Raw genomic sequence first — 25,012 nt, forward strand, 5'->3', positions numbered from 1 at the left:
GGCATTGCCGCAAAGTTAGATATCGTGAATTTTTTACTGAAATGATTTAAGAAATATGCAAGATTGGAGCGACGTATGGAGAACAAAGTAAGTGTAGGCGGAGAACTGACAAAATCTATAAACTTTGCAATGCAGCAAAATTATGTGCCAATAATCCGGAATCTAGTTGTTCATAATGAGGCAGAACAATCCCTGTCAGATTTGGAGCTTCGAATTACCTTTAATCCGGAATTTGCAAAGGAATACATTTATCCGATTGATGAGATACAACCGGGACAGTCTGTCGAGATATCTCCGGTGAGAATACAGCTAAAGACCGAATTCCTCTTTTCCTTGACAGAAAAGATGCTGGGAAGCATTATGATGGAAGTGTTTCAGGGAGAAGAAACGTTATATTCTTACGATGGAGAGATTGAACTGCTAGCATTTGACCAGTGGAGCGGTCTTTTGTTTATGCCGGAAATCATTACGGCATTTGTTACCCCAAATCATCCACTGATTGCGGAAATCATTCATGACGCATCCGATATTTTAAAAAAATGGGATGGCAATCCAGCATTTACTGGCTACCAAACCAGAAATCCCCAGAATGTGCAGCTTCAGGCTGCGGCGATCTTTTATGCCTTGAAACAGAGAGCAATTGTATATAATAATCCGCCGGCTAACTATGAAATTATAGGTCAGCGAGTTAGATTACCGCATATGGTACTGGAACAGAAGCAAGGGACCTGCCTCGATTTGGCCGTATTGTATGCGGCATGTTTAGAGGCTGCCGGTTTATTTCCCCTGCTTTTTTTCATACATGGACATGCCTTTGGCGGTTGTTGGCTGGAAGAAACCACCTTTGCGGATTGTATGGTGGATGACGTATCCGCAATAGAGAAGAGAACGGCAATCGGTGCGGAGGAATTGCTTCTCGTGGAATGTACTGATTTTGTTGCAGGAAAAAATGAAAATTTTGAGAGAGCATTAAAACATGGAAGAAACTATTTGCTGTATTTGGATGAATTTGAATGTGTGGTCGATGTGCAGCGATCCAGAGGCAGCGGCATTCGCCCCATTCCGTTGCGCTTGGAGCATAGCTCATTTTCAAACGATGGGCCGGAAGCAGCAGATCAGGCCGAAGGCAACGACTATCGTAAACCAACAGAATTAGACACATCAATGCTTGGAAAAGTTGCCGATGCCAAGACCCCCATTACCAAACAAAAGGTGTGGGAAAGAAAACTTCTGGATTTGAGCCTGCGAAACACTCTTTTGAATTTCAGAGCGACAAAGAGTACGTTTCAGCTCATGACAGCAAACCTGGGAGAATTGGAGGATCGGCTGTCAGATGGCAAGGACTTCCGCATCATGGAAATCCCATCTGAATGGACAATATCCCTGCGCGATACAAAGATGTTCGAAATCGAAAATGAAAGAGATCTGATAGAAAGCATTGCTGCCGAGGAGTTCAAAAGCTATCGTATCCGTACATTTTTGACTGCGGAAGAATTGGATAAAAATTTAAAAACTTTATACCGCCGCGCGAAGATGAGCATGGAAGAGAATGGTACAAACACATTATTTCTGGCCTTAGGCTTTCTCCGTTGGTTTGAAAGTGACCTGTCTGAAAAAGCGAGATATGCGCCGCTTATCTTGATACCAGTTGATATCGTAAGAAACGTGCGGAATAAAGGCTATGTTATTCGCAGCAGACAGGAAGAACCACAGATAAATGTAACTTTATTGGAATACTTGAAGCAGGATCATGAAGTCAGCATAACTGGCCTGGATCCGCTGCCGCAGGATGAACATGGAATTGATTTGCCGCTTGTTTTCAACACAATCAGACGAGCGATTCTGGGAAAATCCAGATGGAACATTGAAGAAATGGCATTTGTCGGTCTGTTTTCCTTTGGTCAGTTTGTTATGTGGAATGACATTCGAAACAGGTCAAAAGAATTGGAGCAAAACAAAGTTGTTTCCAGTTTGATTCATGGATTTTTGACTTGGGAGCCGGAGGAGCAAAACATTACTGCGGATAATCTGGATGCGAAAATCTTACTGAAAGATATGGCAATACCAGTGAGTGCCGATTCGTCGCAGATGGTAGCCATTGCCTCTGCTGCCGCAGGGAAAAGCTTTGTTTTACACGGCCCGCCAGGTACTGGTAAATCACAATCCATAACCAACATGATCGCCAATGCTCTGTATCAGGGGCAAACGGTTCTATTTGTAGCAGAAAAGATCGCAGCTCTTAACGTAGTACAAAAGAGGCTGGCGGATATTGGACTGGATCCTTTTTGCCTGGAGCTTCATTCCAATAAGACCAACAAAACTGCGGTTCTGGCGGAGCTGAATAAGGCCCTGGAGGTAGGCAGGATTAAATCGCCGCAGGAATATGAAGAGACTAGCGCGAAAGTACATGAGATCCGTAACAGATTAAACGATATCATTGAGGCATTACACAGCAAACGAGAATATGGTGTTTCATTGTACGAAGCGATTGAGATTTTCGAACAAAACCAGGAGCAAAAGGGAAAAATTGCTTTTCATCGGGAAGACTTATACCATGTAAGCAAAGAAACGATTGCCAAGTGGGACGAATTAATCAGACAATATATCGTTGAAATTCAGGAACTGGGGGCGTATGCAAGACATCCCTTCCTTGGATATGAAGGATTAACGTATTCAATTGAATTGCGTGAGCAGTTTGCAGCTGACCTAAACGCTCTCATTTCAAGCTACAATGAAGTGGGTCAACATTTGAAGGGGCTGTTCCAATGTGTTGGCTATAAAGAAAATAGAAGCAAGCCGGCAATTTTGATGATGCTGCAAATTTCCGAAGCCGCTTTGATGCCGGCATTGACGCTGACAAGCCTGATTCGCTCACAGAATTATGAAAGTTTGGAAACGCAGATAAAACAATTGATACAGCTTGGGAAAGAATACAATCAAATCTACGATAAGATCAAAGAACAGTTTGAAGAATCCATACTTGAATACCCGGCGGAAGCGGCAACGAAAAAATGGAAACAGGCCGAAGTATCATGGTTTCTGCCAAAGCTCTTAAATCAGAACAAATTATTAAAAGAGCTGAAATCCTATGCTAAAGAGCCGGAGACTGTAAATAAAGAAAATATCCTGTCAATTTTAGAACAGCTGAATCATTTGCTTGTAAAGAGAACCGAAATCCTCAAGACACCGAAAGAAATGACTGATCAATTCGCAGGCCTATTTTCAGATGTTGCTACTGACTGGGCAGCTATGGAAGCCGCACTGCGGAAGGCAGACAAGATCAGAACGATTTGTGGTAATATGAAGGCCGAAGCAATGACTCGTTTCTTGGATAGTTTTGAAAGGGTCGACAAAAATCCCGCATTAGAAACATACAGGAATTTTGTGAGCACATATATTGATGAATTACAGGAGTTTAAAGAAAAATACGGAATCTGTTTCGATGCACAGGAAAAGAGTGGTGATTGGTTTGGCAGTATCACACAGCAGCTGCTGCAATACCGAAATCATATTGGTGAATTGAAGAACAAAGTCACTTTCAACCAAATCGATGAAAAACTGAGAGAAAGCGGGTTATCGGGAGTAAGCGCCGCATATAAGGAAGGCAGAGTCTGCAGCTCTGACCTGGCGGCAGCATATGAATGCGGCCTTTACTATGAACTCATCTTACTAACAACTGCTCAGGATGACCGATTGTCCGATTTCCATGGAAGTCAGTATAACGATTTGGTCGCAAAATACAAAGAGGTGATCGATAAATACCAACAGCTGACCATACAGGAACTGGCAGCCAGACTCTCAGCAAAGATTCCGTCTGCAGGAACCATAAGTGCGGCAACTTCGGAAATGGGAATCTTAAAAAAAGCAATTAAAAGCAATGGGCGGATGATGTCCCTTCGAGGTCTGTTTAATCAGATACCTACTCTTTTAAGAAAACTGTGCCCATGCATGCTCATGAGCCCGATTTCAGTAGCCCAGTATATTGATCCATCCTTTCCTAAATTTGATCTGGTCATTTTTGATGAGGCCTCACAGATTCCGACCAGCGAAGCGGTGGGAACCATAGCGAGGGGTGAAAATGTCGTTGTTGTTGGGGATCCCAAACAGCTGCCGCCGACCAATTTCTTTTCTTCCAATCGAATCGATGAAGAAAACAGCGATAAGGAAGATTTGGAAAGTCTGTTGGATGATTGCCTAGCCATTTCAATGCCGCAGGAATCGTTGAAATGGCATTACCGTTCTCGCCATGAAAGTTTGATCGCGTTCAGCAATATGAGGTACTATGACAACAAACTATATACTTTCCCGTCGCCTAGCGACCTGGTATCGCAGGTGAAATTGGTTCATGTGGACGGGTTTTACGACAAAGGAAAGACAAAGCAAAATAAAGCAGAGGCAGCGGCCATTGTGAATGAGATTATCCGCAGACTGAAGGATGGGAAACTGAGAACTGACAGCATTGGCGTTGTTACATTCAGTTCCATACAGCAAAATTTGATTGATGATATGCTCTTTGAAGCATTTAAAAAGTATCCGCAGCTTGAGGAATTTGACAGAACCTCAAAAGAGCCGATTTTCATTAAAAATTTGGAAAATGTTCAGGGTGATGAACGAGACGTAATTTTGTTTTCCGTTGGATATGGTCCTGACAAAGACGGAAAAGTCTCTATGAATTTTGGCCCGATTAACCGGGTCGGAGGCTGGAGGCGGCTAAATGTTGCAATTTCACGGGCAAGAAAGGCCATGATTGTGTATTCTGTTTTAAAACCGGATCAGATCGATTTATCCAGAACCAGGTCGGAAGGGGTTGCCGGATTGAAAGGATTCCTTGAGTTTGCAGATCGCGGGAAAAATGTTCTGGCTCAGCGTGCGGGAAGCAGGAATAAAGAAGATTACATAGTAAAGGAAGTGGGTGCGGCCATTAAACAAATGGGCTATGATGTAAAATGCAATATCGGTTCTTCAGAATTTAAAGTGGATATCGGAGTGGTTAATCCAGAGGCTTCGGATACCTATTTGCTTGGAATTCTTCTTGATGGAGAAAATTGCAGAGAGGCGTCTACTGCGCGAGATCGGTTTGTGTTGCAGCCTGGCGTGTTAAGCGGGCTGGGTTGGTCACTTTTGAGAGTATGGACACTGGATTGGCTGGATAATGCCGAGCGGGTAAAACATGAAATCAAATCTGCCATCGATGCCGCAAGCACCAAAAAAGAAGAATTCGTTGCTGCAGCAAAACCTGCATATGCAAAGGTGGAGTTTGAAAAAGCAGAACCTATACAAGCAATAAATCCGTCCGCTAAGGAGTATTGTTCAGTCATTACACCAGCGCAGGGGCTGACAGAAGACTATTATCTTCCTCAAACCCTGGAAAAAATAAGCGGGGCCGCGAGAACAATTCTTGATGAAGAAGCGCCGATCAGCAAGAAATTGCTCATGCGCAAGGTGCTGGCTTTATGGGGAATTTCACGAGGAGGCTCAAGAGTTGAGCGTATCTTCTCCGATGCCATGACCAGAGTCGATAAAACAATTTCAGATGATGAGGGACGAATCTTCTATTGGAAGAAAGATCAGAACCCGGAAGAATATTCGATTTACCGTGTGGAGGATCAAGAAGGAAACAAACGAAGTATGGACGATATTGCTTCACAAGAAATATTGAACGCAATTGTGGAAGTGTTAAATGAACAGATTGGTCTGTCTGAAGTGGATCTGATTAGAGAAACTGCAAGAAAATTTGGTTTTTCCAGATTGGGAAATGTTATTGAAACTTCGGTTAAATACGCAGTTTCTGTAGGAATAGACAAAAAAATACTTCGCCAGTTAGACGGCGGTAATCTTGTCTTGAATGAGTAATGACAGGGCTGCCCAATGGGACAAGCCTGCCGAGTCAAGACACATTAAAATCTCGAAAAGCTGTTAAAGGCTTTTTTGAAAATTGAAGAATACGGAGACATGGAAATATGGCTTTTTTTGCGAATACTGAAGGAAGTATCATAAGTGAGCGCTTTAAACTATTAAAAGAAGCAGGAGAGCTAACGCCCGGACATATTTGCGATGTTGCGCTTTATGAAGATCATTTAATCATCACTGATTGTATTTCAAAAAATACTGCACAGTTAGACTACAAACAAATTATAAATGTTCTTTACGAAGACATAAAATATACGGTCCCTAAAAAGGCTCCGGGCCTTGGCGGACTGATTGTCGGGAGTTTCTTTGGAGGAATGGGCGCCATAATTGGAGGACTGGCAGGCGCCAGTAAAGAAACGAAAACTGTATATATGAAATGCTTGACGATCATTTATAATACTGCTACCAGAGACACTAAGCGGATATATTTTGAAGATACAAGCTGTTTCACGGGGAAAAAACTGGTTGCCAAGTTAAAAGAACTTTGCGGTATTGAAGATAATACGAAAAGAGAAAACGAGATCAAGCACAGCCATTTGTAAATGTATGTTTCCAATAACAGAATGCAAAGGGGAATAGATATGGAAAGTAAATATACAAAAGTTGATTTGAATGAATGGAGCAGGGGGAGCCTGTTTAAAAGCTATATTGATCATATGCGTATTGTCATGAGCTTAACGGTTGATATCGATGTATCCAATTTAATCGGATTTTCGAAGAAAAACAGCTTGAAGTTTTACCCCTCAATGATTTGGGTCGTTTCAAAAATTGTCAACGGGCATGATGAATTTAAGTATGGCTGGGACAGGGACGGTGATTTGATCAAGTGGGAATCTATTTCTCCATCCTACGTTGATTTTCACAAAGAAGATGAGAATTTCACAAAATTTATTACGGAGTTTTCGGATGATTTATTTGAATTTCATTCACAATGCATGGCCGATATGGAGCAGCATAAACACCAGCGTTCTTTTGTAGAAAATCAGCCTTTAAACTTTTTCGACGTATCCTGTCTGCCATGGGTAAAATACAGACATTTCGATGTCCATGTTTTTGACGAAGGCAAATTTCTTGCGCCAGTAATAACATGGGGTAAATATGAAATAGAACACGGCAGCTATATGATGCCGGTCACTATGAATATTCATCACGCGGTTGCAGACGGTTTTCATTTGTCTCGATTTTTTATCGAAGTGCAGGAACTGATCGATTCTTTAAACTAATAATGAGGCAAAGAGCATTTATGCTATATCATTCGCACCAGAAAAAAACACCCGGGCGTCGCATTAGTTATAAGGAACATGACACACAGTTGTCGTGTTCCTTATACTATGATTGAGACAAAAACGGAGGATTATATTTATGGTTGAATCAAGATGCGGCATCCTGTGCAGTGAGTGTAGTTATAAAGAGCAGATGGGATGTGAAGGCTGCGTACATATCGACAAACCGTTCTGGGGCGACAAGTGTCCTGTCAAAGGCTGCTGCGAGGCTAGGGATTACCATCACTGCGGGCAGTGCGGCGAGTTCCCCTGCGCTTTGCTGAATCAGTTTGCCTATGACGAAAAGCAAGGTGACGATGGCAAGCGCATCCAGCAATGCAAGCGCTGGGCAGGGAAATGATTTTCATATGGGGGATGGTGTGAAAGAAGCCCAATGGGGCCAGCGTTCGATACGATTTTACGATTTGGATGGCCTATGATCGAAGTTGAGTTCATAACTTTTATGGCTGCGTGACGCTGGGCAGCCGCATCACTCCTCATGGGCATGATAATAGGCATCCCGTATTTCCTCCGGCATCTGCTCCGGTGTCATTTCATGGAGGCGGTCTTCATTGCCGTCCTTAATGGCCTCTTCATAATACCAGCACTTAAAACGAATCATATCCAACACCTTTTCCATTCGGTGGATCTCCTGCTCCACAGCCTCTTTTTGTTTCAGAAAAAGATCGCGCCTCTGGGCATAGGTGCTACTTCCCTCCGAACACCACTCCATAAACTGCTTAATATCCTTGATTTCCATCCCGGATTTTTTCAAACATTCGATGACCCGAAGAGCTTCGATTTCCCGTTCATCAAATTGGCGGATACCGGAAGCTCTTTTCATTTGGGGAAACAGCCCTTCTTTGTCATAATAGCGCAGGGTGGAGATTGGCAGCTGAAACATTTCGGACACTTTGCCAATGGAATACATAAAAAATTTCCTTCCTTTCAAAAAAAGTTCAAAAAACATCTTGACCTAAAGTCAGGTTTAGGTATTACCATAAGCATAACACATTACCATAAAAAGATCAATCTGATTGTAAGGAGGTTTTTCTATGATCAAGAACATTCTCGTTATCAGCACCAGCCTGAGGAATCAAAGCAATTCGGAACTGCTGGCGGATTCCTTTATAGAAGGTGCGAAGGAAGCTGGCCATGCTGTAGAAAAAATATCACTGAAGGATAAAAACATCGGTTTCTGCAAAGGCTGCCTGGCCTGCCAGGAGCAGGGCAAGTGCGTGATTGAGGACGATGCCATTGAAATTGCGGAGAAAATGAAGCGGGCGGATGTGATCGTTTACGCGACACCGATTTACTATTATGAAATGAGTGGGCAGATGAAGACGCTGCTCGACCGGGCCAACTCGCTCTATCCATCGGACTATGCTTTCCGCGACATTTACCTCCTTTCTTCCGCAGCCGAAGAGGAAGAGGGGGTAGATGAGAGAGCGATCCACGGACTGGAGGGCTGGATTGCATGCTATGAAAAGGCTAATCTGGCGGGTACGGTGTTCGCTGGAGGCGTGGATGATGCCGGTTCAATAGAAGGACATTCGTCACTGAGAAAAGCTTATGCTATGGGCAAATCGATCAAATAGAGGAGGATTTAAAAAATGGAAGAAAAATTAAATTTAGTAGAAGTTTGGGATAAGACATTTACAAAAAGCGACAAGGTGAACCACCGAAAAGTCACCTTTCATAACCGTTATGGCATTACTTTGGCGGCTGATTTCTATGAGCCGGCCGGGGCCGAAGGAAAGCTGCCTGCAATCGCAGTAAGCGGGCCCTTTGGAGCAGTAAAAGAGCAGGCCTCCGGACTCTACGCGCAGACGATGGCAGAAAGAGGATTTATAACGATTGCGTTTGATCCGTCCTTTACCGGGGAGAGCGGCGGAAGTCCAAGATATGTGGCTTCGCCGGATATCAACACGGAGGATTTTCAGGCGGCGGTGGATTTTCTGTCCGTGCAGGACAATGTGGATCCTGAAAAAATCGGCATCATCGGTATCTGCGGATGGGGAGGCATGGCGTTAAACGCCGCAGCCATTGATACCAGAATCAAAGCGACGGTTGCTTCCACCATGTACGATATGAGCCGGGTAAATGCAAAGGGTTACTTTGATTCGGAAGACAGTGAGGAAGAACGGCACGAAAAACGAAAAGCCCTGAACGCCCAGAGAACCATCGATTACAAGAAAAACAGCTATGAGCGGGCAGGCGGCGTTGTAGATCCATTACCGGAAGATGCGCCGTTCTTTGTCAAAGACTACCACGCCTATTACAAGACCAGCCGGGGTTATCACCAGCGGTCGCTGAATTCCAATGACGGGTGGAACACAACCTCAGCCTTGTCCTTTTTAAACATGCCGATCCTCCAGTATAGCAGTGAGATTCGCAGCGCCGTATTGCTGGTTCACGGAGAAAAAGCCCATTCCTGCTACTTTAGTAAGGATGTCTTTGAGCAATTAAAGGGTGATCATAAAGAATTGTTGATCATTCCGGGTGCAGTTCATACGGATTTATATGATCAGGTCGATATCATACCTTTTGATAAGCTGGCGGAATTCTTTCGGGAAAACTTGAAATAGGGGGGATGAAGAAAATGGAAAAACAGACAGCAGGCAGCGATGCCTTTCGCGCGGGTAAAGGCGTGCATGCTGAAGTCTCAGGTACAGAGGAACACGGCGGTTTCTTCGGCCAGGGGGAACCCAATACGGCATTCGCCCAGTACTTTATCGGAAACAGCTATCTGAAACCCTTGACCGATCCCAAGGAGACGGTTTTTGTCGCCAATGTGACTTTTGAGCCGGGCTGCCGGAACAATTGGCATATCCATCATGCCAAAGCAGGCGGCGGGCAGCTGCTCATCTGTGTGGACGGCGAAGGCTGGTACCAGGAGGAAGGCAAAGCGGCGCAGAGCTTAAAGCCGGGTGACGTTGTGACCATACCGGCGGGAGTGAAACACTGGCATGGAGCTAAAGCTGATAGCTGGTTCAGCCATTTGGCAGTGGAATGTCCCGGAGAAGAGACTTCAAATGAGTGGCTGGAACCAGTAACAGATGAATATTACAGGAAATTGGAGGAATAAGAAAATGAAAAACGTTTTAGTTGCATATTTTTCTGCAAGCGGTGTGACCGCAAAGGCCGCAGAGACCTTGGCTGCGGCAGCAGGCGCGGATCTGCATGAAATCAAGCCAACAGTTCCATATACCCAGGCCGATTTGGACTGGATGGATAAGAAAAGCCGCAGCACCATGGAAATGAAAGAACCGGCATCACGCCCGGAAATATCAAACCGGGTAGAGAACATGGATGCCTACGATGTTGTTTTCCTGGGATTTCCCATCTGGTGGTACGTGGCTCCCAAGATCATTAATACCTTTCTCGAAACCTACGATTTTTCAGGCAAAACGATTGTTTTGTTCGCCACATCAGGCGGCAGCGGCTTTGGAAAGACTATGCAAAAGCTAAAAGACAGCGTGTCAAAAGATACCGTGATCAAGGAAGGCCGGCTTCTCAATGGAAGGGTGCGGGAGGAAGACTTGAAGGCGTGGATTGACGGACTAAACTTATAAGAAAAAACTCCATAAGGTCAGGAACTCATGATATAATCAAATGATAAGACGGATAAGCCTCAGCTGGGTGCTTGAATCTTAAACTTCTATATTAGGAGGGCAAGTCATGATTCCTGATCATATCTGGATGAAACTAAATGAAATATCGGTACAAATTTCAAAGCTTTCCGCTTCTGAAGGGGATCGAAAGACGATCCTGCGATTAATCAGAAGTGTGATTCCTTATGATATTGGAGTCTTTACATTGGTTTGCCACCAAAAGGATGGTGAAAAGTGTTTTGTAAACCGAGTGATAGAATCAGACTTTTCACGTGAAAAAGCTTCTCGCATGCTGGATATTATCAATGCACAAGGAAGATCGGACTATCTCAGCTGGATGGCCTATGAAAAGGAGCCCTGCTGTATAGATGAAAAAGAGATGCTTAGTACGGCTATAAAAACGACCAACACATATTATAGCAACGTAATGAAGAAATATGATGTTACGGAAGCATATAATTTTTCTATATGCGGTAATGAAATGTGTTTGGGGATTATCTCATTGCTTAGAACAGGAGCAGCGACCACATTTTCCGAAGAGGAAGTACGGATGATAAAGGTGTTTCAGCCGCATATGGGGAGCATGCTGCTGAAATCATATGTGGAGGAGGCTCATTATTTTGCCACAAAACGACAAGAGCGCTTCAAAACAAAATATGATTTTACAGAACGTGAAATGATCTTACTGGATCATGTGAAGGAAGGGAAAGAAAATAAAGAAATTGCGCAGATTTTGCACGTATCTGAAAATACAGTAAAGCGACATTTCAATAGCATATTAAGTAAAACAGACACAAAAAACAAATATCAGCTTTTAAAGCTTATGATTGATGAAAAGATGATTGATGAAGAATAAACAGTTATAAAAAGAATTTGAGGAGCCGTCGCACCAATGATCGGAGAAACAGGCCGGTCTGGTGCGATGGCTCTTTTTGTTATTGCTGAAAACGGCAAGATAATACCAGAGTGTTATACCTTTGAAATAAAGATACTGCAGCATAAAGATATATAAACTGTGGTTTCTTGTTTAGCATGCGGTTTAACAATAAAATAAACACGAAAGAGAGGATATCGGTAATGATAAATTTTGGAAAGGAGAAGAAATGAACAGGGCAATCGAAAAGGAGAAACAGATCATCAATGATGTTGTCGAAAAAGCGTATGATGTGTTGGCTTTTCCTCCGGGAGGCATGCCCAAATGGGATGTGTTTATGAGTTTGTTCTATGAATCCGCACAGCTGTCGCTGCGCGTGTTTCCGCAGGACAAAGAGATTTCGCTGTTGACATTGGTGGAATATACAAAGGCGCAGATGGGCAATCATTTGCAGGAAGAAGGCTATTCAGAAAGCCCGGTTTCCAACGATATTGAAGTCATCGGCGACATCGCCTGGGTGAGACAACACTTTATCATGAATTTCTCCAATGGAAGAAAAACACATGCAATGGATATTTTTCTTCTAGTAAAAAAAGAGGATCGATGGAAAATTATCTCCGTTGCCAGCGATATGCTGTAGAAATGATTTATTAAAAGTCAATTTATAAAAATGAAGAGGTGAAAAAATGTTAAAGAAGTATAATCCATTTGTAAGGGGAAGCTATCCGGTAGGAGTAAAGTCAGATTGTTATACAGATGAAACAAGGGGCGTTGTGCTGAACGTTGAAATCTGGTACCCCGCGGCAGAAAAATACGCGGGCATGGATCTTGATCCAAAGACGAAGGACGTTTATCAGGAAGTATGGCTTGTGGAAGGGATGGACGAAGAATCAACAGCTTCGCAAGATGCGGTTCGTGATGCGGACGCAGCGCAGGGCAAGTATCCACTCGTTATTCTGGCCCACGGATGGGCTGGCCACAGAAGAGAGTCCACCTTTATCGGAACACACTTGGCAAGCTATGGATATGTTGTTATCTCCGCGGATTTTCCTGTAGGTACATTTGGTGAAGTGGATGCATTCTTTACTAAGCAGGAAACCATTCATGATTATAACGCGCTTGAAAAACATGTAACTGCAATTGGCGAAAGCAGATTCAGGGATATTCCTTTCTTAATCGATACGGTTATTGAAAAGGAAAGGAATATAGATATAGAAGCCGGTATTGGCATAACAGGCGCAAGCTATGGGGGATGGACATCCTTTATGGCGCCATCCATTGATCAAAGAGTAATCGCATCCGTACCAATGTGTCCGGGCATTCGCAGTGATTTTAAGTATGAGTCCGGCCCGCTGAACGTAATGCCGGAGATCGATTTTAGTAAGTATTCCGAAGATACAAAGACCTTGATTCTTTGTGCTGACAGAGACTGCATTATTCCATTACAGGTACAGCTGGAAAATCTAAAGCGTTTGGAGAATGAATATAGGATGGTTATCATGTTCAGAGCTGATCATAATCATTTTGTTGATGACATTGATGATGTCGGACAAGTCTGGTTGAAGGATTTCCTTGTAAGACTTGCAAACATTTTCCCTGACCCTGAAATGAATCTGAAATTGATGGCGGAAAGATGCTGCAGACCGGGCCAGCTGGTTGACGGAAACACTGCAAAAGAAGTGTGGCGAGGTCTGATTCTCGCACATATGGATCGAGTTTTGAAGAGAAATGCAGACGCGTCAGATTTCATCAGAGGCGATATTGATGCTGCCACTGAAACAATAGGAGCACATACATATACAATCAGTAAGTGAGCCGAAAGGAGTGTGAATCTCAAAATGTCTATCGATAAAAAAAGGTGGATCGTTTTACTGCTGCATATCATAATATTGCAGGCAATTCAGTTCCCATATTTTATTTCTGTACTCGCGGGACCTCTGAATGAAACGAGGAACTGGCCTGTTGTAACGTTGATGCTTGTTTTTACCGTTGCGATCTGGTGCTATTCGCCCGCCATGATTATTTGCAGCAAAATCAGCGAAAAAATTGGAGAAAGAAAACTCCTGATGGCCGTCGGCACATTATATGCGGGCTCTATTGTCGTCAGCGCTTTTGTAAAAAGCGCTGCGGCATTCATCGCCTTTGGCGGTGTTTTTGCGGGGTTCGGAATGATGGGGCTGATGATGGCGCAGTTATCCTCGATCGGAAAGTATTTCCCAGATAAAAGAGGACTTGCAATGGGCCTGTATTTTGGACCGGGAATCGCATTGTTTTCCTTTCTGATGATACCGGTTGCAAAGTGTATTAATTTGACGTCTGTAACGACGACGATCATAGGAATGGGAATTATCTTTGGCATTGTAATAGTAGGCGTGTCCTTTTTTACGAAAGACCCACCGAAAGGATATATCCCGGAGAAATGGGAGGAAGAAGGAAACCCTGTGGAATCCCTTTTGGCGGGTCCGGAATACAACTGGATCGAAATGATAAAGACGCCTGCATTTTATATGTTATTTGTAGCATTGCTTGGTCTGCAAGTTGGAGGGTACAGCATGACCGGCAATGTGTCTCTGATGGCGCAATCAGCATTGGGGGTTTCTGATACGCAGGGAGCTTTCTTTAGCATGTTGATCTTTATCGGAACTGGGATTGGCGGTCTGATATCCGGAATTCTCGTGGATAAAATTGGAGGCGGATCGACACTGCTGGCAATAAGCGCAGTATCGGCATTGGTACTGATCGTGTATCTGGTAATGGCGCAAGGCGTATACAGTATGTTCGCGGCCGTAACGTTGGTTCTGGGAGTTGGGCAGGGGGGATACGCAACCGTTCAGGCATCCGTCGTTATGAATGTCTTTGGGGTAAAGCATTATGGTACAAATCTGGGGATATTTGGAATAGCCATGATTATTTCAGCATTGATTGGCCCGACTTTGGCAGGCAGCGCAGTTGTAAATACCGTATTCATCGTAAGCATGCTTGTGAATATGATAGGCGCGGCAGCATCCCTGGCTTACATCAAATTTGAAAAACGTATTTTCCGAAAATTTGAATCTCAACGGAAACAGATTGAAAATGTTTGAGATGGAATAAAGTAAGACAGAAAGGATTTCAGAGTATATAATGTGCAGGTTATCAAAGAAGGCCGGCTTCTCAATGGAAGGGTGGGAGAGGAAGACTTGAAGGCGTGGATTGAGGCTATATAATTCTGATCAGCGGGTAAGTTTATGCGTAAAAAACAAAAAATATATGCGGAATTTACGCATTTTTCAACGATTGAACCTCATTGAATCAGTCTCGGAGCAGGAAGCTCTCCATTTTTTCAATTTGAGACCCCGCTAACCCACAACTTTGCGTAAAAAATCAATATGATTTTAAAATTTTCCGCAATCCGGTTCCAGCAATTTTGGAACCGGATTGCTGCGTTTTAGACAAACATGCCGATAAGGCCCAATTTCGAATAGAAATTGAAAAAAAAATGAAAATACACTGCAAGAAATGATATACTATCCTATATGCTTCGGCAAAAGGAGCATATTTTACAAGAATTTGCTGTGTCTCCATGATACAATCCGGTTATCTAAAAAGAGGAGGTAACGGCATGCTATGTCATCAGGAACAACGTTTTGTATATTACGATAAAGATTTGAAGATAGAAGCATACAGGCTCAGCGGCATCGTTCAAAAATTCCCCAACCATTTTCACGATTATTATGTAATCGGATTTATCGAGGGAGGCCGGAGAAAACTGTGGTGCAAGGGAAACGAATACTTGCTGGCGGCCGGTGATCTGGTTTTGTTCAATCCAAAGGACAGCCACCACTGCGCGCCGATTAACGAGGAATGCCTGGAATACCGAGCGCTTAATATCCCGGAAGAACGGATGAGGCAGGCTGCAATGGACATTACCGGCCGGAATCTGACGCCGCGTTTTGAACCAACCGCAGTCGTTCAATGCGAATTGAGCGGACAGGTTGACGCCCTTTACCAGGCCATTGTGGACGACCTGCCGAAAATGGAAAAGGAAGAACTGTTTTATCTCTTGATCGAGCAGATGTTAAAAGACTTTCTTTCCTGTCAGGCAGACAGAATACCGGAAGGCCCAAGTGAAGAAATTCAAAAGCTATGCGATTATATGGAGAAAAATTACAGCACCGCCATTACCCTGGATGAATTGGCGGATGTGGCCAAAATCAGCAAGTCCTATCTGGTGCGGTCCTTTACCCGGCAAGCCGGTGTATCGCCATACCGATATTTGCAATCGATCCGTATTCAGGAGGCGAAGAGGATGTTGGAAAGAGGCACATCACCGATTGAGGCAGCCGGACTTGCCGGATTTTCAGATCAAAGCCATTTTACCAACGCCTTTAAAGGCTTCATCGGGCTGACACCCAAACAATATCAAAATATATTCACCGAAAACAGGCAAGCAGGAGTAGACCCGATACGACATCGGGAAGTGGCATCTAATGCTTAAAAATGCTTGGAAATACAAGGTTTTTCAGCATTTCAAATCCCATCTGATACTACGCTGTGATAGCTAATTCAGAGGGATTTTACACCGTCCGATTGGCTCGAAATTAGCAAGTCTTTCGATTTTTGGTGGACGTTGCAAGTGCAAGTAAATGTCACTATGTAACTTCTCGTGATGCGAAATGATAGGAAATCCTATTCATTCTCGTGTGAGGGTGCGGGTGTCCTTAGACACAGATTTCAGTCTGTTTTATATATCATTTCAAAATGAATTTTTCAACCAGAATTATTAAGAATTTCAAAGGTTTTTCAGACTCAATGATTCTATGTAATTTAGACCCGCCGAAGCAGGTCTTTTTTTATTTCAGCATAATCTCTCTATCCTCAGCGCCGAGCATATAAGCACCCTTGGCAAAAGCATCCCTTGCAAGAAGCTCTGCTACATCAACCCTATCGAACAGCATCCATATTTCTTTCTCTTTCGGAGTCAGTTCATGGCTATGGTCAAACAAATGCTCAAGTCCCAATCCTTCAAGCAATGCCGACTTTGCTGCTTTGTATTCCTCAGCTCTGCCAACATATTCGTCGTTCCTTTCCTTGGAAAATGCCTCGATATTGTCAGCTCTCAGATGCTCGTAATACTCGTCCATAAAGATTCTATCCATACTCGTTGACCTCCATAACAAAAAAATAAGGGCAGACCCTTTTACAGCTATTGTAGCTATGTAAAAGGATCTGCCCTTGCAGTTACTATAATGTTTTTGCCAGCGACTTCAGGAGTGCTGCCATTTCCGGATTTTGCAGAAGCTTCAGAAGAAGTTCTTTATCATCAGCGGAGCTTTCCGTTGCGGCTGGTTGAACCGGCTCAGGCGTTGCCTGTCTGCCTGAGTAGAACGCAGCTTCCATTCTTTCAGCGTTCAGTCTGCGGTCATCGTCGATGATATGGGAGTAAACATCCGCTACCATCTTGACCTGTGCATGACCGGAATCGCCTTGAACGGATTTCATATCGCCGCCGTTCAGCTTCAGCTTGTAAGTGATACTGGAATGTCGGAGACTATGGAAAACCACTTTCGGCAGTCCCTTCTCCTCAATCAGCTTATTGAAAGCACGGTTGATAACCTGCCCCTCAATCGGCTTGCCATTGGAAGAACAGAAAACCAGATTGAAGTCTACGAACTCGTCACCGAAAAGGTCTTTCAGTTCTTCGATGTCAGCCTTTCGCTGTACCAACATTTCCGCTACGGTTTTCGGTAAGAACACCTTGCGGACACTTGTTTTGGTCTTAGGAGTTTTGAGAACCAATGCGGTATGCGTACTGGCGAAGGTCGGTGGGAACTTGAACATGATGTCCTTACCGTCCAGATCTGCCATCGCTTCACGATTTACTCTCTGCAACTCCTTTTCAACGAAGATGCTTGCCTGACCAAGTTCAATACTGGTGGGGGAAATGTCAATACAGTCCCAGGTAAGCCCCAGAAGCTCGCCCATTCGCAGGGAACAGGAGAAGGCAAGGTTAATAGCCAGACGAAGAATATCATCGTCACAGGCTTCCAGAGCCTTCTGGAGCACTTCTGCTGTCCAGATATCCCTGGTCTTGTGTTCTTCTTTCGGCAGCGTAGCGTGCTCCACAGGGTTTCTGGTCATCAATTCCCACTTGACCGCTTGATTGAAAGCATTTCGCAATGTCTTGTGAACCTCTCGGACAGTATGCGGAGTCAGATATTCTGTACGGGCTTTTACATACTTAGAAGAAACCGCTTTGACAGAAAGCAAATCTCGGTAATACTTGTCCATGATTCTCGGCGTGACATCCTCCAGCTTCATATCACCGATGAGGGGACGAATATAGTTTGCAATCAGGCTCTTTCTGCTTTCATAGGTAGACATCGCCCAGGTGTTCACACCATAGATTGACATATACTCATCCAAAAGATCATTGACGGTTTTAGCAGAAGGGGGAATAAAGGTTCCGGACTCCTGCTCATATTCAACCTGCAACTTCCTTTTCTTTGCTTCGGCATTCGTTTCAAAGGTTTCCCACTTCTGACGCTTGTTGCCGTTCTCATCGGTGTATGTATAAACCACAGAATACTTCTTTTTTCTCTTAACGATAGATGCCATGTAATCAGCTCCTTTCCTGTCTATCTTCCGCTAACTGGTAGCGGGTCTGATTGTGATACCATTTTTCAAAGCTCTCTTTGGTAGCTCGCTTATACCTGCCAACCTTGATAAGCTCAAAATCTTCATTGGCAACGATATAGTAAATGGTCTGACGATGTACCCCAAGCATTCTTGCCATTTCCGGCAGACCGTAGGTGGATGCCATAATATCTGCATCCAGTTCCTGATCCTCTACCGTGCGGTAATCGGTTTGAGAAGCATACCATCTTTCAAAGCTCTCCTTTGTCACTCTGCGCTTGCCCAGGACATCGACCACATCAAAATGCCCTTTGGCAACCAGTTCGTAAGCAGTCGCTTCTTTCAGCCCAAGGCGCTGTCCAAGCTCCTCCATTGAATATGTAGTTTTCTTCAATTCCTCGCCGGGAGGGGTTCCATCGACCTTCTGGTATTTGAACTGATTGGCATACCATTCTTCAAAGCTGTCGATCATCACCCTCATGGTGTTGCCGACAAGAATGGTTTTGAAGTAATTCTTCTTAATGAGCCAGTATGACTCCGTTTTACCAAGACCGAGCATCCTGCCCATTTCCAGAACAGACATACTCGTGCGTTTTCTCATTTCCGCCATCGTACAACCTCCTATGTAAAAAATGTAGCCATGTGTTTCTTGTCATGGCTACATTTTATCGAACTCTCAATATGTTTTGAAGTTTGTCGCCGGGTTGTACGACGCCCTTGACAAATCTTACATTTGATGATCCAACCACTCATCAAAACTCTTTTTGGAGATTCTGATACTGCCACCGATGCGGACGCTATGGAAAACTTTCTTTTTCACAAGGTTGTATGCGCTGGTTCTGCTGATGCCCAGAATATCCTGAATCTCATCAACCGTATAGGTTCTCTTATCAAACTGAACTGCGTTAGCAGCCATCGCTTCTTCGGTGCGCTGATTCATGGCAGCGATTCTTTCTTCAAACATTTATGTTCACTCCTTCGCTCTCTTTGCTTTATGTTTTGGGGAACGCTTTTTCAGCTGTTCCATTGCCAGGCTGACAGATAAGGCTTTCTCAATCGCTACCATTTCACGGGGCGTTACCTTACCTAAGTAATTATCAATCCTGCTTTTATCAATGGTACGAATCTGTTCCAGCTGAACAACGGACGCTTCTTTGAATGCAGGATTGTCGTAAATAACAAAGTGCGTCGGCATATTCGCTTTCTTATGGATTCTGGTGGTGACCGTTGCCACAATCAATGTGGGAGCGTGTTTATTACCGGTATCGTTCTGAATGACGATAACCGGACGGATGCCGCCTTGTTCCGACCCAACTACCGGGTCCAGCTTGGCGCAATAAATATCACCACGGCAATATACCCAATTTTCTTTCATCATGTGCCATGACCTCCTTTCGTTGGCTATGTAATAACTGACTGCCAGAAAGGAATCAGGCAGTCAGTCCAAAAGTCTATGTGTCCCATATTTGCCACGCACCCCTGGGAAAGAGGGCTTACGCCCTCAGGGAATCACCGAACGACTGATTGCGAATCAGTTCCATAGGAATCTAACCTCTGCCGGGTTCTCCGCCAGCTCCGTAGAGAAGTATCTTTAATCCTGTTGCTTTCATGGCCGTATTGGGAGCAACCCAATATTTACAAGCCAGTATTGATCGCTGGCATCGGGAGAGAGACAAGCGCTTAATTTATAGAAGAAAGTCGTTCTGTTTCTCTATCCGATACGTCTCGGCGTACCGCTGATGTGGCTGATGCTCTCGCACCGGCAACAGGAACGTATTCGATGACTGTGTATTCAGTTTTCAAGGATCAAGCAGCCGATTTTCTTTGGCTGTATCTAAATTGTACCTGTTCCTCATGCAAGTTTTTATTGCCTCGTAGGTATAGTTTTGAGGTTATTCACGACCTAAAAATATGTAATCAAGGGTTGTCTCAAAGCGCACAACCAGTTCGATTGCCAAATCAATAGAGATACCTCTGTTGCCGGTTTCAATTCGTGCAATGGTGTTTGCGGCAACACCTAACTGCTCCGCAAGCTGTTCCTGTGTAAGCCCATGTTCCTTTCTCAAGGCTTTAATTCTTTTTCCGCTTTCAACCAAGTCGTAATACATTTTCGTTCCTCCGTGTTTTTGAATTTGTGAAGTTGCAAAATCAAAAACAGCGGGAGGAGATCGTGCCCGATTCTCAATACCCTTTGCCATCTGCCTGTCCTCCTTGCAGGCATAAAAAAAGAGCCGGAGTAAATTACTCCAAGCTCTCGTTCATGCCTTTGTGTTAATTATGGGGGAAAATAGGCAGGTATAAAAAAAGCCCCGTACCCATTACAGGCACGAGGCGTAACTCTCTCTATTCAATTTTATGCCGCTATCTCCCAGCATAGCCATTTTAACACTGGACAAGTCGGACTTTCAGTAGGGGAACCGTCGTATTTTCATCGGATTTTAGTCGGACTAAAATCCTGTCTTAGCATTCACAATAACACAATGCTTCTTCCTCCCGGGCACTTTCCAGGAAATCTTTCAATTTAGGAATGGCTGTTCCCCAAAGTGACAGACCAAATAACAGTATCGCTTCTTTCTTTCGGTCATAGTAGGTGCTGCGTTCCATATTCAAAACCTCCAGCATTTCTGATTCCCTGTACTTGAAGCGGTTGAGATATGCCTTTGAGATAATCTCACAGTACAGAGCGCCTTTATCTGGATATTCTCTGATTTTCAACATAGCCATATCTACCAGTTCAATGATCCACTTTGTCTCAAATAAGCTGCGAATGCGTTCTTCAAATCGTTCTCTCGCTTCATCCGGAGCAAAGTTCTCCAGATAAATCAATGCACCATCTAAGCTGTCACCGTAAGTACAAATAAGGGTATCACATACATCATTCGCACGATCAATGGTAGACCAGCACACCTCTCGATATATGGATAAAATCAGCTTTGCTCTTTCATACAGAACCTTCTCGTCAATGTTCTGCATCCGGCAAAGCATTCGAATACTGCTTAATACCTGTGTATTATATCTGCTCATTCAGAATCTCCTTTCAGCCTAATCCATAAAATAAGAATTCCTTTCTAACTCCTGTCACTTGGCTAAAGGGAAACAAATACCATGGGACAAGAATGACTATAACTTCCGATATTTGATTAAAATAACAGAAGTGAAATCGGAAGTTCTTGACTTTATAAAAGTTCCGATATATAATTAAGTGGAATTAAAACTTCTGTTATGATTCTTATTATAGCATTTTCCAGAAGTTTGTCAACAAATAATCGGAAGTTACGAATAAATATTTTTTGAAAGGAAGGATACTACCATGACATTTGGAGAAAAAATTAAAGAAGCTCGTTTGGCTATGAACCTATCTCAAACGGAGCTTGCCCAGATGACCGGCATTTCCGAAAGATCCCTTTACACCTATGAGCAGCTCGGAACACTCCCCAGAAAAAGCAACATCAGAAAACTTGCTGAAGCACTGCATATCTCTGTGTCCTATCTTTTGGACGAATCTGAAACGGATAGCCAGAGCCATATAGATCAGGATATGTTTATTTTAGAGGCAAAGGAAAACTTCGGTTCAAAAGGAGCAAAAGAAGCTCAGGAAGTGTTGGGTCGTGTAAATTCTCTGTTTGCCGGTGGAGAATTGGACGAGGACGCAAAAGATGTATTCTTCCAGGCGATTATGTCAGTTTATATGGACTCTAAGAAAACAGCACGGGAAAAGTACACTCCGAAGAAATACAGAAAGCATAAAGATAAAGAGTAAAATCCTCAAGCACAGAATATGTTTTCTGTGTGCGATTCGGAGGTGAAGCAAATGAAAACGGCAGAGCATATCATTGAAACTGTCGATAAGCTTGTGCGAAAATATCACACCAGAGACCCTTACGAGCTATGTCAGCTGTTAGGTATCAAAATCCACTATTACGATTTACAGAAGAAATTGAAGGGCTTCTTCTATTACCAGTCCAGACAAAAGAATATCGTGATAGATCACAATGTGAACGGTATCCTGGAGCGTATATTAGTCGCACATGAATTAGGACACGCTGTCCTGCATACAAAAATCGCTATGATGCACGGCTTTCAAGAAATGGAAGTTTTTGATGATAGATCAATCGAAGAAAATGAAGCAAACTTCTTTGCGGCGGAGCTTCTGTTAGAAGATGGGAAAGTCCTGGAATGCCTTTCGGAACACACATTTTTTGAAACGGCTAAAATGCTCTATGTACCGGCAGCATTATTAGACTACAAATTCAGCCTGCTCCACGAAAAAGGAGAGCTGGTAAATTCGATGTATATTCGTAAAGCAGATTTCCTGAAAGAAGATCTTCATGCCTACGATAACGACATTGGTTATGGCGATATATGAATATCTATTTTTATATCTTTACAGAAAAAGTCCACCAGTACGATGCGTAGTGCATCATGACTGGTGGACTTTTTGCTTCTTAAAGAATCAGTATATTGTGCTGCAAAAAAGAACCCCATAGCAGTTCACTCTGTACCGTCAATGGGCTTCTTTTTCATTATATCAATCAAGCTCCGCTTTTTTTATCATCTCTTGCTGGTCAATCAAGACATCAATCAACTTTCCTACGGTTATCAATGTTGTTACATTACACTTTTTCAGTTTTGCAGCAATCTCATTATCAATGATGCTGTCGCATTTTGCATATGGGGTATCCAGTAAAAAATAGTCAAAGTTCTTTTCCAAGACGAATGCCAGTTTTAGAAGCATTGCCAAAGAAACTTTCGTCTGTCCAACTTCAACATGGCTCATATGATTGTTCGAGCAACCAACCAACGCACCCAAATCAGCCTGACTATAACCCTTTTCCAGTCGGGCAGCTCTAATGCGCTGACCAATCTTAACGTAATCAATTTCCGGTTGCGTTTCAATCACCTCCATGCTGTGTATGATTCTGCTATACATTATAAAATGTACCAAAAATCTCAACAACCAACATCGGGTGCAAGTTGCATTTATAAATGCAATATGATAAAATTTTATAGGCAGATTGCATTAAATGATAGAATGAAAAGAACCCCAAGACGACAATATGAGCTATCTTGAGGTTCTTTAAAATAAAAAATTCGTAGAGTACATTACTCCACGAATCGCATTCTTCTCTGTTTTTTTTAGTTTATATCTTTATTTTACAAATTGTCGCACTGTTTGTCAATATGTTAGGGACATAAAACACGAGGTTTTGCACAAAAATCCATCTTAGAAAGTTCCAAAGTCACAATTTGCCGTCAGAATTATAGTCATATTGAAGGAGGTGTACCTTATGGCACGAAAAGGAGAAAATATTTACAAAAGGAAAGACGGCAGATGGGAAGGAAGATACATTAAGTCCCGATCTTCTACAGGCAAAGCCAATTACGGTTATGTTTATGCAAAGTCATATCGAGAAGTCAAGGCAAAACTTATCAGTCAAAGTTCGTGCACGAGTAATTCTGTCACTGTCGATCCAGAAATTAGCTCAGATCAATTTGAACAGGTTGCTATGGAATGGTTTCAAGCTATATGTCCTAAAGTGAAGGAATCTACAAGCAACAAATATAGGAATCTTCTCAGCTCGTATATACTTCCTGTGTTCGGAAGCAAACAATTGCGTGATATAACACACGAGTTTATTGAAACGCAGTGTAATTTTTTCCTTGTTTCTGGTGGATTAAAGGAGAATGGACTTTCCTCTAAAACTGTTTCAGATATTTTATCTCTAATTCGAAATGTCTTACAATTTGCCACCCGAAACGGGAAAGCCATTTCTTGTGACGCACGATCTATACAGATAAAACGTCAAACGAAGGAAATGAGAGTTTTGAGTCGTGCTGAACAGGAAAAATTATGCCAATACTTGTATTCTAATCTTGATTCCTGCAATATTGGTATATTAGTAGATGCTAAAAATTTGTAATTAAGAAGGAGTGATTACATGAACAAAAATATAAAATATTCTCAAAACTTTTTAACGAGTGAAAAAGTACTCAACCAAATAATAAAACAATTGAATTTAAAAGAAACCGATACCGTTTACGAAATTGGAACAGGTAAAGGGCATTTAACGACGAAACTGGCTAAAATAAGTAAACAGGTAACGTCTATTGAATTAGACAGTCATCTATTCAACTTATCGTCAGAAAAATTAAAACTGAATACTCGTGTCACTTTAATTCACCAAGATATTCTACAGTTTCAATTCCCTAACAAACAGAGGTATAAAATTGTTGGGAGTATTCCTTACCATTTAAGCACACAAATTATTAAAAAAGTGGTTTTTGAAAGCCATGCGTCTGACATCTATCTGATTGTTGAAGAAGGATTCTACAAGCGTACCTTGGATATTCACCGAACACTAGGGTTGCTCTTGCACACTCAAGTCTCGATTCAGCAATTGCTTAAGCTGCCAGCGGAATGCTTTCATCCTAAACCAAAAGTAAACAGTGTCTTAATAAAACTTACCCGCCATACCACAGATGTTCCAGATAAATATTGGAAGCTATATACGTACTTTGTTTCAAAATGGGTCAATCGAGAATATCGTCAACTGTTTACTAAAAATCAGTTTCATCAAGCAATGAAACACGCCAAAGTAAACAATTTAAGTACCGTTACTTATGAGCAAGTATTGTCTATTTTTAATAGTTATCTATCATTTAACGGGAGGAAATAATTCTATGAGTCGCTTTTGTAAATTTGGAAAGTTACACGTTACTAAAGGGAATGTAGATAA

General features: G+C 42.9%; 26 protein-coding genes. 17 read left to right on the forward strand and 9 right to left on the reverse strand.

Going from position 1 to position 25,012, the window contains the following annotated elements; translation table 11 throughout:
- Positions 1–75: 75 nt before the first annotated feature.
- From LG211_RS08235 to LG211_RS08250, 4 genes are all read left to right on the forward strand, one after another.
- Positions 76–5,853, forward strand: coding sequence for a DUF3320 domain-containing protein (locus LG211_RS08235; protein ID WP_269477339.1), 5,778 nt, complete (start codon positions 76–78; stop codon positions 5,851–5,853).
- Between the two features lie 107 nt (positions 5,854–5,960).
- Positions 5,961–6,452, forward strand: a complete 492-nt coding sequence (locus LG211_RS08240) for a hypothetical protein (protein WP_269477340.1) — start codon at positions 5,961–5,963, stop codon at positions 6,450–6,452.
- A 39-nt stretch (positions 6,453–6,491) separates the two neighbouring features.
- Entirely contained in the window at positions 6,492–7,133 is a 642-nt protein-coding gene (locus tag LG211_RS08245; protein WP_227755112.1) for a CatA-like O-acetyltransferase, read from the forward strand.
- Between the two features lie 139 nt (positions 7,134–7,272).
- Positions 7,273–7,533 (forward strand): DUF3795 domain-containing protein, encoded by a 261-nt coding sequence (locus tag LG211_RS08250; RefSeq protein WP_148395300.1) that lies wholly within the window; start codon positions 7,273–7,275, stop codon positions 7,531–7,533.
- A gap of 129 nt (positions 7,534–7,662) precedes the next feature.
- Here LG211_RS08250 and LG211_RS08255 read toward each other — a convergent pair whose 3' ends face one another.
- Complete coding sequence (locus LG211_RS08255) at positions 7,663–8,103, reverse strand: MerR family transcriptional regulator (RefSeq protein ID WP_148395299.1); 441 nt, start codon at positions 8,101–8,103, stop codon at positions 7,663–7,665.
- A 124-nt stretch (positions 8,104–8,227) separates the two neighbouring features.
- Here LG211_RS08255 and LG211_RS08260 point away from each other — a divergent pair, with 124 nt between their 5' ends.
- The 9 genes from LG211_RS08260 to LG211_RS08300 all read left to right on the forward strand — a co-directional run bounded on the left by LG211_RS08260 (position 8,228) and on the right by LG211_RS08300 (position 16,137).
- The gene (locus tag LG211_RS08260) at positions 8,228–8,770 is read left to right on the forward strand and encodes a flavodoxin family protein (RefSeq protein WP_227755113.1); all 543 of its coding nucleotides are present in this window, start codon (positions 8,228–8,230) and stop codon (positions 8,768–8,770) included.
- A 15-nt stretch (positions 8,771–8,785) separates the two neighbouring features.
- The gene (locus tag LG211_RS08265; protein WP_269477341.1) at positions 8,786–9,760 is read left to right on the forward strand and encodes an alpha/beta hydrolase; all 975 of its coding nucleotides are present in this window, start codon (positions 8,786–8,788) and stop codon (positions 9,758–9,760) included.
- 14 nt (positions 9,761–9,774) lie between these two features.
- Positions 9,775–10,260, forward strand: a complete 486-nt coding sequence (locus tag LG211_RS08270; protein ID WP_253019717.1) for a cupin domain-containing protein — start codon at positions 9,775–9,777, stop codon at positions 10,258–10,260.
- A 4-nt stretch (positions 10,261–10,264) separates the two neighbouring features.
- Complete coding sequence (locus LG211_RS08275) at positions 10,265–10,747, forward strand: flavodoxin (RefSeq protein ID WP_148395295.1); 483 nt, start codon at positions 10,265–10,267, stop codon at positions 10,745–10,747.
- A gap of 106 nt (positions 10,748–10,853) precedes the next feature.
- Positions 10,854–11,642 carry a helix-turn-helix transcriptional regulator gene (locus LG211_RS08280; RefSeq protein WP_227755115.1) on the forward strand — a complete coding sequence of 263 codons (789 nt, stop codon included), beginning with the start codon at positions 10,854–10,856 and terminating at the stop codon, positions 11,640–11,642.
- A 247-nt stretch (positions 11,643–11,889) separates the two neighbouring features.
- The gene (locus tag LG211_RS08285) at positions 11,890–12,300 is read left to right on the forward strand and encodes a nuclear transport factor 2 family protein (protein WP_148395293.1); all 411 of its coding nucleotides are present in this window, start codon (positions 11,890–11,892) and stop codon (positions 12,298–12,300) included.
- Positions 12,301–12,346: 46 nt separating this feature from the next.
- Positions 12,347–13,474, forward strand: a complete 1,128-nt coding sequence (locus LG211_RS08290) for an alpha/beta hydrolase family protein (protein ID WP_148395292.1) — start codon at positions 12,347–12,349, stop codon at positions 13,472–13,474.
- 24 nt (positions 13,475–13,498) lie between these two features.
- Complete coding sequence (locus tag LG211_RS08295; RefSeq protein ID WP_148395291.1) at positions 13,499–14,743, forward strand: MFS transporter; 1,245 nt, start codon at positions 13,499–13,501, stop codon at positions 14,741–14,743.
- Positions 14,744–15,261: 518 nt separating this feature from the next.
- Positions 15,262–16,137 (forward strand): helix-turn-helix domain-containing protein, encoded by an 876-nt coding sequence (locus LG211_RS08300; RefSeq protein ID WP_269477342.1) that lies wholly within the window; start codon positions 15,262–15,264, stop codon positions 16,135–16,137.
- 355 nt (positions 16,138–16,492) lie between these two features.
- Here LG211_RS08300 and LG211_RS08305 read toward each other — a convergent pair whose 3' ends face one another.
- The 7 genes from LG211_RS08305 to LG211_RS08335 all read right to left on the reverse strand — a co-directional run bounded on the left by LG211_RS08305 (position 16,493) and on the right by LG211_RS08335 (position 21,299).
- The gene (locus LG211_RS08305; protein WP_002304425.1) at positions 16,493–16,798 is read right to left on the reverse strand and encodes a hypothetical protein; all 306 of its coding nucleotides are present in this window, start codon (positions 16,796–16,798) and stop codon (positions 16,493–16,495) included.
- A gap of 85 nt (positions 16,799–16,883) precedes the next feature.
- A complete protein-coding gene (locus tag LG211_RS08310; protein ID WP_002304423.1) occupies positions 16,884–18,257 on the reverse strand; it encodes a site-specific integrase in 1,374 nt (457 codons plus the stop codon).
- Between the two features lie 4 nt (positions 18,258–18,261).
- The gene (locus LG211_RS08315; RefSeq protein WP_002304420.1) at positions 18,262–18,885 is read right to left on the reverse strand and encodes a helix-turn-helix domain-containing protein; all 624 of its coding nucleotides are present in this window, start codon (positions 18,883–18,885) and stop codon (positions 18,262–18,264) included.
- Between the two features lie 117 nt (positions 18,886–19,002).
- On the reverse strand, positions 19,003–19,239 hold the full coding sequence (locus tag LG211_RS08320; protein WP_002304418.1) for a helix-turn-helix domain-containing protein: 237 nt from the start codon (positions 19,237–19,239) through the stop codon (positions 19,003–19,005).
- Positions 19,240–19,245: 6 nt separating this feature from the next.
- Positions 19,246–19,653 carry a type II toxin-antitoxin system PemK/MazF family toxin gene (locus LG211_RS08325; protein ID WP_002578938.1) on the reverse strand — a complete coding sequence of 136 codons (408 nt, stop codon included), beginning with the start codon at positions 19,651–19,653 and terminating at the stop codon, positions 19,246–19,248.
- Positions 19,654–20,167: 514 nt separating this feature from the next.
- The gene (locus LG211_RS08330; protein ID WP_002304413.1) at positions 20,168–20,473 is read right to left on the reverse strand and encodes a helix-turn-helix transcriptional regulator; all 306 of its coding nucleotides are present in this window, start codon (positions 20,471–20,473) and stop codon (positions 20,168–20,170) included.
- A gap of 262 nt (positions 20,474–20,735) precedes the next feature.
- A complete protein-coding gene (locus LG211_RS08335; protein WP_002304412.1) occupies positions 20,736–21,299 on the reverse strand; it encodes a hypothetical protein in 564 nt (187 codons plus the stop codon).
- Positions 21,300–21,585: 286 nt separating this feature from the next.
- Here LG211_RS08335 and LG211_RS08340 point away from each other — a divergent pair, with 286 nt between their 5' ends.
- Positions 21,586–22,035 (forward strand): helix-turn-helix domain-containing protein, encoded by a 450-nt coding sequence (locus LG211_RS08340; RefSeq protein ID WP_002304411.1) that lies wholly within the window; start codon positions 21,586–21,588, stop codon positions 22,033–22,035.
- A gap of 51 nt (positions 22,036–22,086) precedes the next feature.
- Positions 22,087–22,641: an ImmA/IrrE family metallo-endopeptidase gene (locus LG211_RS08345; RefSeq protein WP_002304410.1), complete on the forward strand. Its 555-nt coding sequence runs from the start codon at positions 22,087–22,089 to the stop codon at positions 22,639–22,641.
- Between the two features lie 162 nt (positions 22,642–22,803).
- Here the strand turns inward: LG211_RS08345 and LG211_RS08350 are convergent, their stop codons facing one another.
- Positions 22,804–23,181 carry a helix-turn-helix domain-containing protein gene (locus LG211_RS08350; protein ID WP_002578940.1) on the reverse strand — a complete coding sequence of 126 codons (378 nt, stop codon included), beginning with the start codon at positions 23,179–23,181 and terminating at the stop codon, positions 22,804–22,806.
- A 382-nt stretch (positions 23,182–23,563) separates the two neighbouring features.
- Between LG211_RS08350 and LG211_RS08355 the strand changes: the two genes are divergently transcribed.
- Together LG211_RS08355 and erm(B) are read left to right on the forward strand one after the other, a co-directional pair.
- Complete coding sequence (locus tag LG211_RS08355) at positions 23,564–24,196, forward strand: N-terminal phage integrase SAM-like domain-containing protein (RefSeq protein ID WP_235844072.1); 633 nt, start codon at positions 23,564–23,566, stop codon at positions 24,194–24,196.
- Positions 24,197–24,214: 18 nt separating this feature from the next.
- A complete protein-coding gene (gene erm(B), locus LG211_RS08360; RefSeq protein WP_118219131.1) occupies positions 24,215–24,952 on the forward strand; it encodes a 23S rRNA (adenine(2058)-N(6))-methyltransferase Erm(B) in 738 nt (245 codons plus the stop codon).
- The last annotated feature ends 60 nt before the right edge of the window (positions 24,953–25,012 follow it).

It is taken from the genome of Hominibacterium faecale, assembly GCF_020734085.1.
Taxonomy (GTDB): Bacteria; Bacillota; Clostridia; order Peptostreptococcales; family Anaerovoracaceae; genus Hominibacterium; species Hominibacterium faecale.

Coding starts and splice junctions, on each gene's coding strand:
- LG211_RS08250 (WP_148395300.1), top strand. CDS start 7,273: ATGGTTGAATCAAGATGCGGCATCCTGTGCAGTGAGTGTAGTTATAAA.
- LG211_RS08340 (WP_002304411.1), top strand. CDS start 21,586: ATGACATTTGGAGAAAAAATTAAAGAAGCTCGTTTGGCTATGAACCTA.
- LG211_RS08275 (WP_148395295.1), top strand. CDS start 10,265: ATGAAAAACGTTTTAGTTGCATATTTTTCTGCAAGCGGTGTGACCGCA.
- LG211_RS08350 (WP_002578940.1), bottom strand. CDS start 23,181: ATGGAGGTGATTGAAACGCAACCGGAAATTGATTACGTTAAGATTGGT.
- LG211_RS08260 (WP_227755113.1), top strand. CDS start 8,228: ATGATCAAGAACATTCTCGTTATCAGCACCAGCCTGAGGAATCAAAGC.
- LG211_RS08325 (WP_002578938.1), bottom strand. CDS start 19,653: ATGATGAAAGAAAATTGGGTATATTGCCGTGGTGATATTTATTGCGCC.
- LG211_RS08245 (WP_227755112.1), top strand. CDS start 6,492: ATGGAAAGTAAATATACAAAAGTTGATTTGAATGAATGGAGCAGGGGG.
- LG211_RS08345 (WP_002304410.1), top strand. CDS start 22,087: ATGAAAACGGCAGAGCATATCATTGAAACTGTCGATAAGCTTGTGCGA.
- LG211_RS08305 (WP_002304425.1), bottom strand. CDS start 16,798: ATGGATAGAATCTTTATGGACGAGTATTACGAGCATCTGAGAGCTGAC.
- LG211_RS08290 (WP_148395292.1), top strand. CDS start 12,347: ATGTTAAAGAAGTATAATCCATTTGTAAGGGGAAGCTATCCGGTAGGA.
- LG211_RS08310 (WP_002304423.1), bottom strand. CDS start 18,257: ATGGCATCTATCGTTAAGAGAAAAAAGAAGTATTCTGTGGTTTATACA.
- LG211_RS08240 (WP_269477340.1), top strand. CDS start 5,961: ATGGCTTTTTTTGCGAATACTGAAGGAAGTATCATAAGTGAGCGCTTT.
- LG211_RS08255 (WP_148395299.1), bottom strand. CDS start 8,103: ATGTATTCCATTGGCAAAGTGTCCGAAATGTTTCAGCTGCCAATCTCC.
- LG211_RS08315 (WP_002304420.1), bottom strand. CDS start 18,885: ATGGCGGAAATGAGAAAACGCACGAGTATGTCTGTTCTGGAAATGGGC.
- LG211_RS08330 (WP_002304413.1), bottom strand. CDS start 20,473: ATGGCAAAGGGTATTGAGAATCGGGCACGATCTCCTCCCGCTGTTTTT.
- LG211_RS08235 (WP_269477339.1), top strand. CDS start 76: ATGGAGAACAAAGTAAGTGTAGGCGGAGAACTGACAAAATCTATAAAC.
- LG211_RS08300 (WP_269477342.1), top strand. CDS start 15,262: ATGCTATGTCATCAGGAACAACGTTTTGTATATTACGATAAAGATTTG.
- LG211_RS08265 (WP_269477341.1), top strand. CDS start 8,786: ATGGAAGAAAAATTAAATTTAGTAGAAGTTTGGGATAAGACATTTACA.
- LG211_RS08280 (WP_227755115.1), top strand. CDS start 10,854: ATGATTCCTGATCATATCTGGATGAAACTAAATGAAATATCGGTACAA.
- LG211_RS08295 (WP_148395291.1), top strand. CDS start 13,499: ATGTCTATCGATAAAAAAAGGTGGATCGTTTTACTGCTGCATATCATA.
- LG211_RS08355 (WP_235844072.1), top strand. CDS start 23,564: ATGGCACGAAAAGGAGAAAATATTTACAAAAGGAAAGACGGCAGATGG.
- LG211_RS08285 (WP_148395293.1), top strand. CDS start 11,890: ATGAACAGGGCAATCGAAAAGGAGAAACAGATCATCAATGATGTTGTC.
- LG211_RS08335 (WP_002304412.1), bottom strand. CDS start 21,299: ATGAGCAGATATAATACACAGGTATTAAGCAGTATTCGAATGCTTTGC.
- LG211_RS08320 (WP_002304418.1), bottom strand. CDS start 19,239: ATGTTTGAAGAAAGAATCGCTGCCATGAATCAGCGCACCGAAGAAGCG.
- LG211_RS08270 (WP_253019717.1), top strand. CDS start 9,775: ATGGAAAAACAGACAGCAGGCAGCGATGCCTTTCGCGCGGGTAAAGGC.